The organism is Rhodococcus sp. NS-SX18 (assembly GCF_057367935.1).
The window spans coordinates 4158412-4171512 of sequence record NZ_CM170633.1 but is presented as its reverse complement, the minus strand read 5'-3'; the positions used below and the strand labels follow the sequence as shown (position 1 = coordinate 4171512).

General features: G+C 70.3%; 10 protein-coding genes and 1 pseudogene. 7 read left to right on the top strand and 4 right to left on the bottom strand.

Going from position 1 to position 13101, the window contains the following annotated elements; genetic code table 11:
• Positions 1-59: 59 nt before the first annotated feature.
• On the top strand, positions 60-3542 hold the full coding sequence (locus AC2IPW_RS19145; protein WP_486375395.1) for a protein kinase domain-containing protein: 3483 nt from the start codon (positions 60-62) through the stop codon (positions 3540-3542).
• Between the two features lie 70 nt (positions 3543-3612).
• Here the strand turns inward: AC2IPW_RS19145 and AC2IPW_RS19140 are convergent, their stop codons facing one another.
• Entirely contained in the window at positions 3613-4710 is a 1098-nt protein-coding gene (locus AC2IPW_RS19140; protein WP_003938325.1) for a CaiB/BaiF CoA transferase family protein, read from the bottom strand.
• A gap of 90 nt (positions 4711-4800) precedes the next feature.
• Positions 4801-5181 carry a nuclear transport factor 2 family protein gene (locus AC2IPW_RS19135; protein ID WP_003938324.1) on the bottom strand — a complete coding sequence of 127 codons (381 nt, stop codon included), beginning with the start codon at positions 5179-5181 and terminating at the stop codon, positions 4801-4803.
• 85 nt (positions 5182-5266) lie between these two features.
• Here AC2IPW_RS19135 and AC2IPW_RS19130 point away from each other — a divergent pair, with 85 nt between their 5' ends.
• A complete protein-coding gene (locus tag AC2IPW_RS19130; RefSeq protein WP_003938323.1) occupies positions 5267-5647 on the top strand; it encodes a VOC family protein in 381 nt (126 codons plus the stop codon).
• A gap of 16 nt (positions 5648-5663) precedes the next feature.
• Here the strand turns inward: AC2IPW_RS19130 and AC2IPW_RS19125 are convergent, their stop codons facing one another.
• Positions 5664-8303, bottom strand: coding sequence for a vitamin B12-dependent ribonucleotide reductase (locus tag AC2IPW_RS19125; RefSeq protein WP_486375394.1), 2640 nt, complete (start codon positions 8301-8303; stop codon positions 5664-5666).
• Between the two features lie 43 nt (positions 8304-8346).
• Between AC2IPW_RS19125 and AC2IPW_RS19120 the strand changes: the two are divergent.
• Positions 8347-8567, top strand: a pseudogene (locus AC2IPW_RS19120) (formate-dependent phosphoribosylglycinamide formyltransferase); the annotation flags it as partial.
• 17 nt (positions 8568-8584) lie between these two features.
• Positions 8585-9067 (top strand): DUF456 domain-containing protein, encoded by a 483-nt coding sequence (locus AC2IPW_RS19115; RefSeq protein ID WP_289380924.1) that lies wholly within the window; start codon positions 8585-8587, stop codon positions 9065-9067.
• A gap of 93 nt (positions 9068-9160) precedes the next feature.
• On the opposite strand, the gene AC2IPW_RS19110 is transcribed toward AC2IPW_RS19115, so the two are convergent.
• Positions 9161-10546 (bottom strand): FAD-dependent oxidoreductase, encoded by a 1386-nt coding sequence (locus tag AC2IPW_RS19110; protein ID WP_289380923.1) that lies wholly within the window; start codon positions 10544-10546, stop codon positions 9161-9163.
• 294 nt (positions 10547-10840) lie between these two features.
• Here AC2IPW_RS19110 and AC2IPW_RS19105 point away from each other — a divergent pair, with 294 nt between their 5' ends.
• From AC2IPW_RS19105 to AC2IPW_RS19095, 3 genes are read left to right on the top strand one after another with little or no spacing between them, the layout of a single operon-like run.
• Positions 10841-11269: an Rv0361 family membrane protein gene (locus tag AC2IPW_RS19105; RefSeq protein ID WP_486375393.1), complete on the top strand. Its 429-nt coding sequence runs from the start codon at positions 10841-10843 to the stop codon at positions 11267-11269.
• Positions 11270-11321: 52 nt separating this feature from the next.
• The gene (locus AC2IPW_RS19100) at positions 11322-11732 is read left to right on the top strand and encodes a rhodanese-like domain-containing protein (protein ID WP_003938317.1); all 411 of its coding nucleotides are present in this window, start codon (positions 11322-11324) and stop codon (positions 11730-11732) included.
• On the top strand, positions 11729-12952 hold the full coding sequence (locus AC2IPW_RS19095) for an O-succinylhomoserine sulfhydrylase (protein WP_054375331.1): 1224 nt from the start codon (positions 11729-11731) through the stop codon (positions 12950-12952). Before AC2IPW_RS19100 ends, AC2IPW_RS19095 begins: the two co-directional genes overlap by 4 nt.
• Positions 12953-13101: the final 149 nt, after the last annotated feature.

The following is a 13101-nucleotide window of genomic DNA, read 5'->3' as shown; positions in this document are numbered from 1 at the left end:
TACGAACGGGCAGCCGCACCGCCCGGGAGTCGCCATTTCGGACGGATGTGAGAGTTACTGTGGCCGAACACGATCCGTACGCGACGCAACGCGACGTCGGGTTCGACCTCGCCGCCGAACTGGCCGACGCCGGATTCGACGACGCGCGTGAGATCGGGCGCGGTGGTTTCGGGGTCGTCTACCGCTGCTACGAGACTGCACTCGACCGTCCGGTCGCGGTGAAGGTCCTCACCTCCCACATGGATCCCGACAACCTCGAACGTTTCCTGCGGGAGCAGCGCGCGATGGGCCGGCTGTCCGGGCACCCGAACATCGTCAACGTCATGCAGGTCGGCACCACCGGAACGGGACGCCCCTACCTCGTGATGCAGTACCACCCGCGGGATTCCCTCGACACGCAACTGCGCAGCACCGGTCCCGTGCCGTGGCCGGAGGTGCTGCGCATCGGCATCAAGCTGGCCGGCGCCCTCGAAACGGGCCACCGTGCCGGCATCCTGCACCGCGACATCAAGCCGGGCAACATCCTGCTCACCGAGTTCGGCGAGCCACAGCTCACGGACTTCGGCATCGCCCGGGTGAGCGGCGGCTTCGAGACGGCGACGGGTGAGGTGACCGGGTCGCCGGCCTTCACCGCCCCCGAGGTGCTCAGCGGACGTACGCCCACCCCGGCCTCGGACGTCTACAGCCTCGGCGCGACGCTGTTCTGCGTGCTCACCGGGCACGCGGCGTTCGAGCGGCGCAGCGGCGAGCGGGTCGTCGCCCAGTTCGTGCGGGTGACCACCCAGCCCGTTCCGGACCTTCGGGAGCGGGGGATCCCGGATGCGCTCTCGTCGGCGATCGAGCGCGCCATGTCGGTGGACCCGCAGACCCGCCCCGCAACCGCCGCCGAGTTCGGGGAGATGCTGCGCGAGGTGCAGGCGGCGGAGGGTCTGCCGGTCGACGAGCTTCCCGTGGCCGGGGAAGTCGAGCCGGGTTCGGAGTCCGGTCACCACCCGTCGCCGTCCGTGGTCGAGCGGCGGCGGGGCACCGACCGGTCCGGCGTGCGGGCGACCACCCCACCGGTTCCGGCCACCCGGTTCCGGCCGCCGTCGACGCCGCGTCGGCTGGTGCCGCGCGGGCGCCTGCTGTCGATTCTCGACACGGAGCAGCGCCGGAAGCTGACCGCCATCCACTCCCCGCCGGGATTCGGCAAGACCATGCTGGCCCTGCAGTGGCGCTACGTCCTCACCGAGAAAAACGTTCCCGTCGCCTGGCTCAACGTCGACCACGACGACAACAACGTGGTGTGGTTCCTGACGCACCTCGTCGAGTCCATCAGGCAGGTCCGGCCGTCGCTCGCGCGCGAACTGGGCCAGGTGCTCGACGAACACGGGGACGAGGCGGAGCGCTACGTACTCACCTCGCTCGTCGACGAAATCCACGAGGCCGGAGAACGACTCGTCGTCATCATCGACGACTGGCATCGGGTGACGGATCCCGCGACGGTCGCGGCGATGGCGTTCCTGCTCGACAACGCCTGCCACCACCTGCAACTCGTCGTCGTCGGGCGCACCCGTTCGGGCCTGCCCACGAGCCGGATGCGGGTGCGCGACGAACTCGTCGAGATCGACTACGAGCAACTGCGTTTCGACGTGGACGAGGCCCGGATCTTCCTCGTCGACCTCGCCGGTCTCGACCTCGACGACGACGAGGTCGCCGACCTGACCGCCGCCACCGACGGGTGGGCGGCCGCGCTGCAGCTCGCGGCGATGTCACTGCGCGGCCGCGACGACCCCGCGGAGCTGATCTCGCACCTGTCCGGCCGGCACCGGGCGATCGGCGAATTCCTCGCCGAGAACGTGCTCGAATCCCTGCCACCGGCCGACGTCGAGTTCCTGCTCGCCTCCTCGATCGCCGAACGCATCTGCGGCAGCCTCGCGACCGCCCTCACCGGGCACGAACGTGGTCAGGCGCAACTCGAGAGCATCGAGGAGCGGGATCTGTTCCTGCACCGGATCGACGAGGACGGTCGCTGGTTCCGGTATCAGCCGCTGTTCGCCGAATTTCTCCGGCAGCGCCTCGAACGGGAACACCCCGAACGTATTCCGGCCCTGAACCGGACCGCATCCGAGTGGTTCGAGAGCCATGCGATGGTCGGCGAGGCGGTCGACCATGCCCTCGCCGCGGGGGACGAGGACCACGCGACGGATCTCGTCGAGGAGAACGGGCGGCGGCTGCTCGAGCACGGCCATGCGACCACCCTGCTCGGGCTCGTCGCCAAGCTGCCGCGCCGGGCTGGGTCGGGCCGGATCCACCTGCAACTGTCCATCGCGTGGGCCAACATCCTCCTGCACCGCTCCGCGCCGGCGCTGCACGCGCTGGAGGTGGTCGAGGCCGCGGTCGCGGCCGGCGGCGTAGATGCCGAGGAGGCGGCGGACATCGCCGTCGAGGTGGAGGTCGTGCGCGGCGTCGTCGACCTGCGCTGTGACCGCATGGAACGCGCCGACGATCTCGTCGAGCACTGCCTGGCCCGGGCCGACACCCTGCCACCGCTGGTGATCGCGTCCGGACTCAACGTCGCCACGTACGCCGCGGTCTACCGTGCCGACTACGACGAGGTGGTGCGGCTGCAACAGCTGGCGCAGCCGTACCTCGAGCTCAACGAGGGGCCTTACAACGTCATGCACGGCCGCGCCCTCCTGGGACTCGCGGCGATCGAACAGCTCGACGTCGCCGGTGCCGAGGAGCACTTCCGGGCCGGTCTGCGGGCGGCGCGCCGGGGCGCCGGACGGCACTCGTCGGCCGCGGTGCTGGCCGGGTCCATCCTCGGCGAACTGCTCTACGAGCGAGGCGAGCTCGACGAGGCCGAGCGGCTGCTCGACGACGGCTACGCCTCCGGCTCGGAGGGCGGGGTCGTGGACTTCAAGATCTCGCGGTACGTCGTCGGTGCGCGGCTCAAGGCCGTGCGCGGCGACCGCGAGGCGGTGGTGTCGCGACTGGCGGACGGCGGCCGCGCGGCCGCGGCCATGAACCTGGAGCGGCTCACGGCGGTCGTGGAGAACGAACGGGTCCGGCTCGGGCTCGGGCCGCTGCCGGGGGTGCCGTCGCAACCACCGGTGTCCTACGGCACGCGTCCGCGACCGGACCACGGCACCGCGGCCTGGACGGCGCAGTTCCAGGAGGCCACGGCTATCCGGTTGCTGCTGACCGACCCCACGCCGGAGAACACCGAACTGGCGTGCCGGTGGGCCGGTGAGTGGGTGCAGCTGCTGCGCGGCAGCCGCCGGGAGCGGCGGCTGCTGCGCGCGGAGCGGCTCGAGGTGGCGTGCCTGGCCGCCGCCGGACGGCACGAGGAGGCGGTGACCCTGCTGGCCTCCGTCGCCTTGCGGTGCGAGCGAGCGGGCCTGCGCCGGTTCCTGCCCGACGGCGGCCCGCTCGTGCTCGACGTCGCACGCCGCCTCGCGGACGAGCTCACCGCAGGCAAGGGCCGCGCCGGCCGCCCGGCCGTGTCCCCGGCGTTCCTGCGCGAGGCCGTCGACACGGGCGCCGTCCACCTCCTGTAGGCGCCTGCGGCGCCGGTGTGTCCTTTGGGCTGCCCTGGCATCCCAAAGGACACACCGGCAGCTTTGCTGCCTAGCGCCAGACGGAGTCGATGTCGGTGGCCTCGCCGGGCGGCGGGGTGGGGGCGCCGGCCGGGGTGCGGGAGAAGCGGGGCGCCGGGGCGTGCTGGGTGACGCCGTCGAGCTCGATCAGCGCGCCGCGGGCCGCGATGTGCGGGTTGGCCGGGGCCTCGCCGAACGTGAGCACGGGGGAGACGCACGCGTCGGTGCCGTCGAAGATCGCGGCCCACTCGTCGCGAGTCTTGGACAGGAACTTCTCCGTGAACAGCTTCTTCATCTGCGGCCACGCCGAGGTGTCGAGCTGCTGTGGCAGCTCGGCCGGGTCGAGTTCGAGACCCTGCAGCAGCAGCGCGTAGAACTGGGGTTCGATGGAACCCACCGCCATGTACTTGCCGTCGGCGGTCTCGTACACGTCGTAGAACGGTGCGCCGGTGTCGAGAAGGTTGACGCCGCGCTCGTCCGACCAGACGCCGCGGCCGCGGAACGCCCACATCATGTGCGAGAGCGCGAGCGCACCGTCGACCATCGCGGCGTCGACGACCTGTCCCTTGCCGGAACTCTGGCGCTCGACGAGGGCGGAGAGGATGCCGAAGATCAGGAACATCGAGCCGCCGCCGAAGTCACCGACCATGTTCAGCGGCGGCACCGGCCGCTCACCCTTGCGTCCGATGGCGTGCAGCACACCGGTCAGCGAGATGTAGTTGATGTCGTGCCCGGCGGCGTGGGCGAGCGGGCCCTCCTGACCCCATCCGGTCATCCGGCCGTACACCAGGCGCGGATTGCGGGCCAGCGCGACGTCCGGGCCGAGACCCATGCGCTCGGTGACCCCCGGCCGGAAGCCCTCGATGAGCACGTCGGCGCGTTCGATCAGGCCGAGCACCTTCTCGACCTGTTCGGGATTCTTGAGGTCGGCCTCGACGACGCGGCGGCCGCGCTGGATCTGGTCGCGGTGCCCGGCGGGCGGAATCAGACCCGGACGCTGCACGCAGACGACGTCGGCGCCGAGGTCGGCGAGCAGCGTCGCGGCGTGCGGACCGGGACCGAGACCCGCGAACTCGACGACGCGGATACCCGCGAGCGGACCCTTCTTCTCAACAGCTTCAGCGGACACTCGTCGAACCTCACTCGGGTGCGTTGGGACCATTCCCCGAGGAGGCTACCTTAGCGATCGTTAGGGTGTGCCGAGGGTCACGGCCTGCGCCTAACCCTCGTACAGATCACCCTCGTTGAGGCGAGTGGCCTCGAACGCCTCCTCGAGCGTGTCGTGCCGGTACACCGAGACCACGTGGTCGCCCACCACCCGGAACGCGATCGCTTCACTGCGCGGGTGCTCCGGATCGGCCGCCCACGTCGCGGTCTCCTCGACGACGACGATGCCCTCGTGCACGAACATCCGGCCCGGCTGGAACGTCACGCCCGCCGTCGTCGCCCACTCGCGCAGCTCGTCGAGGCCCTGGTCCTCGTCGTCGTCGCCGGTGGGCAGCACGATGTCGTCGCTCGACAGCGCCAGCAGCGTCTCGATGTCGTTGGAGTTGACGGCGTCGTGCCAGGCCAGGACGGTCGCGATCTCGGAGGTGCTCATGTCGCAGATGCTAGTACTCCGAGCCCGCCACGCTCGGATTGTCGCGTCCTTGCCTGGCCGCGAGGCGGGGCGCACAGTGGACTCCATGACGATCAGCGGTCAGCTCGTGAGCTTCCTGCCCAGTACCGACCTCGACATCTCGGAGATGTTCTACGTCGACACGCTCGGTTTCGGGAAGCTGTCCCGGGACCATTTCACGCTGATCCTCGACGGTGGCGGTGGTGCACCGGTCCGGGTGACGCTGGTGCAGTCCCGCTCCGACACCGGCTACACCGCCCTGGGGTGGCGGGTGCCGAACCTGGACGCGACCGTCGAAGCCCTGCGGGCCAAGGGTGTCGAATTCGTCCGTTACAACGGGATGGACCAGGACGACCACGACGCGTGGACGTCGCCCGAGGGCATGCGGGTCGCGTGGTTCCGCGACCCGCACGGCAACGTCCTGTCGCTGATGGAGGTCGCCGGCTAGGCACGTCCCGGGCTCGTCAGCTGCACCCGCTGGTGTTTCCGCACGACGGGCACGCGTGGCAGGAGCCGGAACGCTGCATCTGCACCCCGCACTGCATGCAGTACGGCGCATCGCTGCCGCGGGCGCGTCCCTGGCGGGTGTCCACGACCACCTCGGCGGCGGGCTCGCTGCGTTCGGGCCCGGTGCGGATGCCGAGTTCGGCCCGCTCGTCCGCGTCGAGGTACTCCACTGCCAGCCGCCGGAAGATGTAGTCCAGGATCGACGTCGCGATCCGCAGGTCCGGATCGTCGGTGATGCCCGCCGGCTCGAATCGGGTGCTCGTGAACGCGTTGACGAACGTGCGCAGCGGAACCCCGTACTGCAGGCCGTAACTCACCGCCATCGAGAACGCGTCCATGATGCCGGCCAGGGTCGAGCCCTGCTTGGCCACCCGCAGGAACATCTCGCCCGGACGGCCGTCGTCGTACTGGCCCACGGTGACGAAGCCCTTGCAGTCCGCGACGCGGAACTCGAAGGTGCGCGACCGGCGCAACCGGGGCAGCCGTTCCCGCCTCGGCCCGGCTGTCGTCGTCGTGGGGGGCGCGGCCGTGACCGACAACGGTTGCCCCAGTTTGCAGTTGTCGCGATACACCGCGATCGCCTTGATCCCGAGCCGCCACGCGTCGAGGAACAACTCCTCGATGTCGGCCACGGTCGCCGACTCCGGCAGGTTCACGGTCTTCGAGATCGCGCCCGAGAGGAAGGGCTGCACCGCGGCCATCATCAGCACGTGCCCTCGCGGTTCGATCACGTTGTCGCCCATGGAAGTTGCGAACACCGGCAGATGCTCGGCCCGCAACTGCGGCGCACCGACGACCGTGCGGTGCGTGTCGATGTGCGTGAGCAACTCGGCCACCCGATCCGGGGGATAACCGAGCCGCGACAGTGCTCGCGGCACCGTGCGATTGACGATGGACAGCGTCCCGCCGCCGACCAGCTTCTTCGTCTTCACCAGCGCCAGATCGGGCTCGATGCCGGTGGTGTCGCAGTCCATGGCCAGGCCTATCGTGCCGGTCGGCGCGAGGACCGTCACCTGGCTGTTGCGGACCCCGTGTGCCTCGGCGAGCGCGCACGCCGCGTCCCAGTCCTCCCGCGCCGCGGCGAGAATGTCGGCGGGCGCGGCCTGCTCGTCGATGTCGTCGACGGCGCCGCGATGACGAGCCAGCACCGCGAGGGTGTGCTCCCGGTTCTCGGCGAACCCCTCGAACGGCCCGAGCCGGCGAGCCATCCGTGCAGACACCGCGTACGCGTGCCCGGTCATCAGGGCCGTCAGGGCCGCGGCGTAGGCGCGGCCGGCGTCGCTGTCGTACGGCAGCCCCAGCGCCATCAGCAGCGCACCGAGATTGGCGTAGCCGAGACCGAGCTGCCGGAACCGCCGCGACGTCGCCGCGATACGGTCGGTGGGGTAGTCGGCGCGGCTCACGAGGATCTCCTGGCCGGTGAGCACCACCGCGACGGCGTGCCGGAATCCGGCGACGTCGAACGTGCCGTCGTCGCGCAGGAACGCCAGCAGGTTCAGGCTCGCCAGGTTGCATGCCGAGTCGTCCAGGTGCATGTACTCCGAACACGGATTCGATCCGTTGATCCGGCCGGTCGCGGCCGCGGTGTGCCAGCGGTTGATCGTGGTGTCGAACTGCAGCCCGGGATCGGCGCACTCCCAGGCGGCTGCGGCGATCCGGTGGAACAGATCGCGGGCAGGCACCGTGCGCACCGTCGCACCGGTGGTGACCGCGCGCAGCGGCCACTCGGCGCCGTCCGCGACCGCCTGCATGAACTCGTCGCTCACCCGCACCGAGTTGTTGGCGTTCTGGTACTGCACCGAATGGATGTCGCGACCGTCGAGCCCCATGTCGAACCCGGCCTCCGCGAGTACCCGCGCCTTGCGTTCCTCGACGGCCTTGCAGTCGACGAACTCCTCGACGTCGGGATGGCCGACGTCGAGGATCACCATCTTCGCGGCCCGGCGCGTCTTGCCGCCGGACTTGATGGTGCCCGCCGAGGCGTCGGCGCCGCGCATGAAACTCACCGGGCCCGACGCGGTGCCCCCACCCGCCAGCGGCTCGGCCGACGACCGGATGCGCGACAGATTCGCCCCCGCGCCCGACCCGCCCTTGAAGATCACCGCCTCCTGCCGGTACCACTCGAGGATCGAGTCGATGCTGTCCTCGACCGACAGGATGAAGCACGCACTGGCCTGCTGCGGAGTGTCGGGCACCCCGATGTTGAACCACACGGGGCTGTTGAACGACGCCCGCTGCGTCAGGACCAGGTACGTCAGCTCGGCGGCGAACGCCTCCGGGTCGTCGAGGTGGCCGTCGGCCGCGCCCCACGCGGTGATCGTGTCCACGATGCGCGCGACGACGTCGCGCAGCGACCGTTCCCGGGCGGCGGTGCCCGGAGCGCCGCGGAAGTACTTCTGCGCGACGATGTCCGTCGCGTTCTGCGACCAGGCGGCGGGGAACTCCACGTCGCGCTGTTCGAACACCACCGCGCCGGTGCCGTGGTGGACGATGCGTGCGTCGCGCCGCTGCCAGTCCAGCTCGTCGGCGGGATCGATCCCGGCCGTGGTGAAGAACCGTCCGGTGTCCGACTCGAGATTCGGTTCGGCGACGTCCATCGCGACCTCCGGGTGCGACCTGAGGGGCACATATAGTCCCCCCATGGTCTCACCACGAATCGGTACCCCGCTGACTCCCGGCGCCCTGCGCGTCGGCTCCTCGACGCGGGTGCGCTGGGCAACAGAGCGGTCGTCGCGCCGCAGCGGCCCGGTGTCGAGGTGATCGCGGTGGACCGGTACCCGAATGCGCCCGGGCATCGCGCACACACCGTCGACACGAGCGACTCGCAGACCCTGGTCGCACTCGTCCAGGCGGCCTCACCCGTGCGGGCGGTCGCACCGTGACCGCCGGGGCGGAGGTCCTCGTCGGCCTGGCCGTCCTCGTCGGACTCGTCGGCATCGTCGTGCCGATCCTGCCGGGCACCCTGCTGATCTTCGGGGCGATCGCGGTGTGGGCGTGGCTCACCGGCGGCACCGTCGCGTGGACGGTGTTTGCCGTCGCGACGACAGCCCTGCTGGTGACCGGCATCGTGAAGTACACCTGGCCGGGCGGCCGGATGCGGCGGGCCGGGGTGCCGACGCGTTCGATCGTCGCCGGCGGCCTGCTCGGCATCGTCGGGTTCTTCGTCGTTCCCGTGATCGGGCTGCTGCTCGGGTTCCTGCTCGGCACCTACCTGTCCGAGGTGCAGCGGCACCGCACCCACCGTGACGCGTGGGTGTCGACCGTGCACGCGACCAAGGCGGTGGCGCTGTCGATCCTCGTCGAGTTGCTCGGCGGCCTGATCGCGGCCGGCGTGTGGCTCGGCGCGGTGCTGTTCACCTGACCGGAGGCGGCCCGGTACGACTGTGGCCGAATGTCACATCCGGTCGATTCCATCGACGGAATGTGACATTCGGCCACCAGGGGTCGGGGGGTGTCAGGCCTTGTGCGGCTCGGACGCGCGGAACATGTCCTCACGCTCGACGACCTTGACGCGCTCGCGGCCCTCGGCCTCGCCGAGGCTGCGCTCGTGCGCGTCGAGCCGGTACCAGCCCTGCCAGGTGGTGTAGGGCAGCTGCTTGTCCTCGAGGAAGGCGACGATCGCGTCCTCGGACGGGTCCTCGGGGGTGTTCAGCAGGCCGTGGGCCCGGTCGGCGAGCAGGTTCGCGACGGTCTCGTTCGCGTCGCCCTTGGTGTGGCCGATCAGACCGACGGGACCGCGCTTGATCCAGCCCGTGACGTACGTGGCGGGCAGGAAACGCTCGGGACCCTCCGCGGACTCGTCGGCGACGACGCGTCCGGCCTCGTTGGGCACGGTGCCGGCCTGCTCGTCGAACGGCAGCTTGGCGATGTTTTGCGACAGGTAGCCCACCGCCCGGTACACGGCCTGGACCTCCCAGTCGCGGAAGCGGCCGGTACCGCGGACGTTGCCGGTGCCGTCGAGCTCGGTGCGCTCGGTGCGCAGGCCCACGACCTTGCCGTCCTCGCCGAGGATCTCGGCCGGGGACTCGAAGAAGTGCAGGAACAGCTTGTGCGGGCGGTCGCCGACGTCGCGGATGGCCCAGTCCTGCAGGGTGTTGGCGACCATGTCGACCTGCTTGGAATTGCGGCGCGCGGCCTCCGAGCCCTCGTCGTAGTCGATGTCCTCGGGATCGACGATGACCTCGATGGTGGGCGAGTGGTCGAGCTCACGCAGCTCGAGCGGGGTGAACTTGGCCTGAGCGGGACCGCGACGGCCGAACACGTGCACCTCGACGGCCTTGTTGTTCTTCAGGCCCTCGTAGACGTTGGCGGGGATCTCCGTCGGCAGCAGCTCGTCGCCGGTCTTGGCCAGGACGCGCGCGATGTCGAGGGCGACGTTGCCGACGCCGAGCACGGCGACCTTCTCGGCCTCGAGCGGCCAGCTGCGCGGCACGTCGGGGTGGCCGTCGTACCAGGAGACGAAGTCGGCGGCGCCGTAGCTGCCGTCGAGGTCGATGCCGGGGATGTTCAGGGCGCGGTCGGCGTTGGCGCCGGTGGAGAAGATCACCGCGTCGTAGAACCGGCGCAGGTCCTCGAGGGTGATGTCGGTGCCGTAGTCGAGGTTGCCGAGCAGCCGGACCTGGGGCTTGTCGAGCACCTTGTGCAGGGCGGTGATGATGCCCTTGATGCGGGGATGGTCCGGCGCCACGCCGTAGCGGATGAGACCGAACGGGGCGGGCATCCGCTCGAACAGGTCGATGCTGACCTCGGTGTCGGACTTCATGAGCGCATCGGCGGCGTAGATGCCGGCGGGGCCGGCACCGACGATCGCGACGCGAAGGGGACGAGTCTGATCGGTCATCAGGGGTCAACTACCTCTTCGGTGTGCGGACGGACGTGATTCAGCTTAATTGAGGAAGGGAGCCGGCAGGGGCGGCTGCCAGGGGGCACGCGGGAGCGGCAAGAACTGCGCGACGAACCGGGCGCGACGGGAATTCGCTTCAGCGACAACACATGTGGGCGCTCACTCGACACAGGTCGACGGCGAGACGTCGAACGAGGTGCGTAGAGGCCATGGCCAATTCCTACCTCGAGAGGGTTTATCGGGGCAAATGCGCCCGCGTGGGGCCGTCCCGGCGCGGCCTAGGATCGCCCCATGGCAGCCGAACGCGCACCCGAGCCCGACCCGGACGAAACGGACCGCAGCAGTGCGACGCCGTTCCTCGCGGCACTCGCGATCATCGTGGTGCTCGTCGTCGGGGTGTTCGCCGCCCAGCTGGTGTCGCCGTCGGATCGCAGCACCTCCGGGACCGAACTCGTCGTGCGGACGGTCGACGACTACGTCCGTGCCCACAACGCCGGTGACCGCGCCGCGCAGGACCGCCTGCGCTGCGACCAGCTCGCGGCCGACCGGGCCCCGCTGGCCGGTATCGACGGCGAGGTGCGGCTCGAGGCCGTCGAGAACGTCGAGACGAACGACGACCGGGCGAGCGCCGACGTGCGTGCCCGGATCGCCGGAAACGAGCAGACCAGCACGTGGCAGTTCGTCCGGATCGACGACGTCTGGCGGATCTGCACCTTCTGACCGCCGCCCGCCCGCCTGGTCGGCTCGCCGAGAGCTGTGAAAAGCTGGTGCGGTGAGCTACGCAGGTGATATGACGCCGCAGCAAGCCTGGGAGCTGCTGCGCGAGAACCCGGACGCCGTGCTCGTCGATGTGCGTACCGACGCCGAATGGAAGTACGTGGGGGTTCCCGAAACGTCCCCCATCGGGCGCCGCACCGTCTTCGTCGAATGGGTGCGCTACCCGAACGGTGCCCGCAACGAGAACTTCGTCGACCAGCTGAAGGACGCCGGCGTGACCGGCGGGCCGATCGTGTTCCTGTGTCGCTCGGGACATCGTTCCATCGCCGCCGCGGAGGCGGCCACCGCCGCGGGCCTGGCCCCGTCGTACAACATCCTCGAAGGATTCGAAGGCGGCCTCGATGCCGAGCGGCATCGCGGCGCCGAGGGCTGGCGGGCCGCGGGCCTGCCGTGGAGGCAGTCGTGAGCACAATCCCCAGGGGCGGCGCCTTCGAGCGGCCGCTGCCGGCATCGGTGCGTCCCGCCACGCTCGGCGTGCGCGGCGGCACCATGCGGTCCGGATTCGAGGAGACCTCCGAGGCGATCTACCTCAATTCCGGCTTCGTCTACGAATCGGCCGAGGCGGCGGAGCAGGCGTTCACCGGCGAGGTGGACCACTTCGTCTACTCCCGGTACGGCAACCCGACGGTGAAGATGTTCGAGGAGCGGTTGCGGCTGCTCGAAGGTGCCGAGGGCTGCTACGCCACCGCCTCGGGCATGTCGGCGGTCTTCACCGCCCTCGCGGCGCTGCTCGGCAAGGGCGACCGGCTGGTCGCGGCCCGGAGCCTGTTCGGCTCCTGCTTCGTGGTCTGCAACGAGATCCTCCCGCGCTGGGGCGTCGAGACCGTGTTCGTCGACGGTGAAGACCTCGACCAGTGGGAGCGGGCGCTGTCCGTGCCCACGACGGCGGTCTTCTTCGAGACGCCCTCCAACCCGATGCAGACTCTCGTCGACGTGCGCCGGGTCTCCGAGATGGCGCACGCCGCCGGCGCCAAGGTGGTGCTCGACAACGTCTTCGCCACCCCCCTGCTGCAGCGCAGCCTCGATCTCGGCGCCGACATCGTCGTGTACTCGGGCACCAAGCACATCGACGGCCAAGGTCGGGTGCTCGGCGGGGCGATCCTCGGCCCGCAGGACTACATCGACGGCCCGGTCCAGCACCTGATCCGCCACACCGGTCCGGCACTGAGCCCGTTCAACGCCCACACCCTGCTCAAGGGCCTCGAGACGATGGCGGTGCGGATCCGGCACTCGGTGGAGTCGGCCGAGCGGATCGCCCGTTTCCTCCAGGACCACGCCGCGATCAAGTGGGTCAAGTACCCGTTCCTCGACTCGCACCCCCAGTACGACCTGGCGCGGTCCCAGATGAGCGGCGGCGGCACGGTCGTGACCTTCGAACTGGACGCCCCCGAAGGCGCCGGCAAGAAGCGCGCATTCGAGCTGCTCGACGGGCTGCGCATCGTCGACATCTCCAACAACCTCGGCGACGCCAAGTCGCTGATCACCCACCCCGCGACGACGACGCACCGGGCGATGGGGCCGGACGGCCGGGCGGCGATCGGCCTGTCCGACGGGGTGGTGCGGCTGTCGGTGGGGCTCGAGGACACGGAGGATCTGCTCGAGGACTTCGAGCAGGCGCTGCGGTAACCGGCGGCGAGGTCGAAGGCCGCAGCTGCATCGAAGCCCTGCCGACGGGTCGGGGCTTCGATCCACCACCCGGAAATGCCAGGTCGGCGACACCGGCCGCACCGGAGACCGCGGAAGACCCGATCCCACGGCCGTGCGCGCTTCGGTAA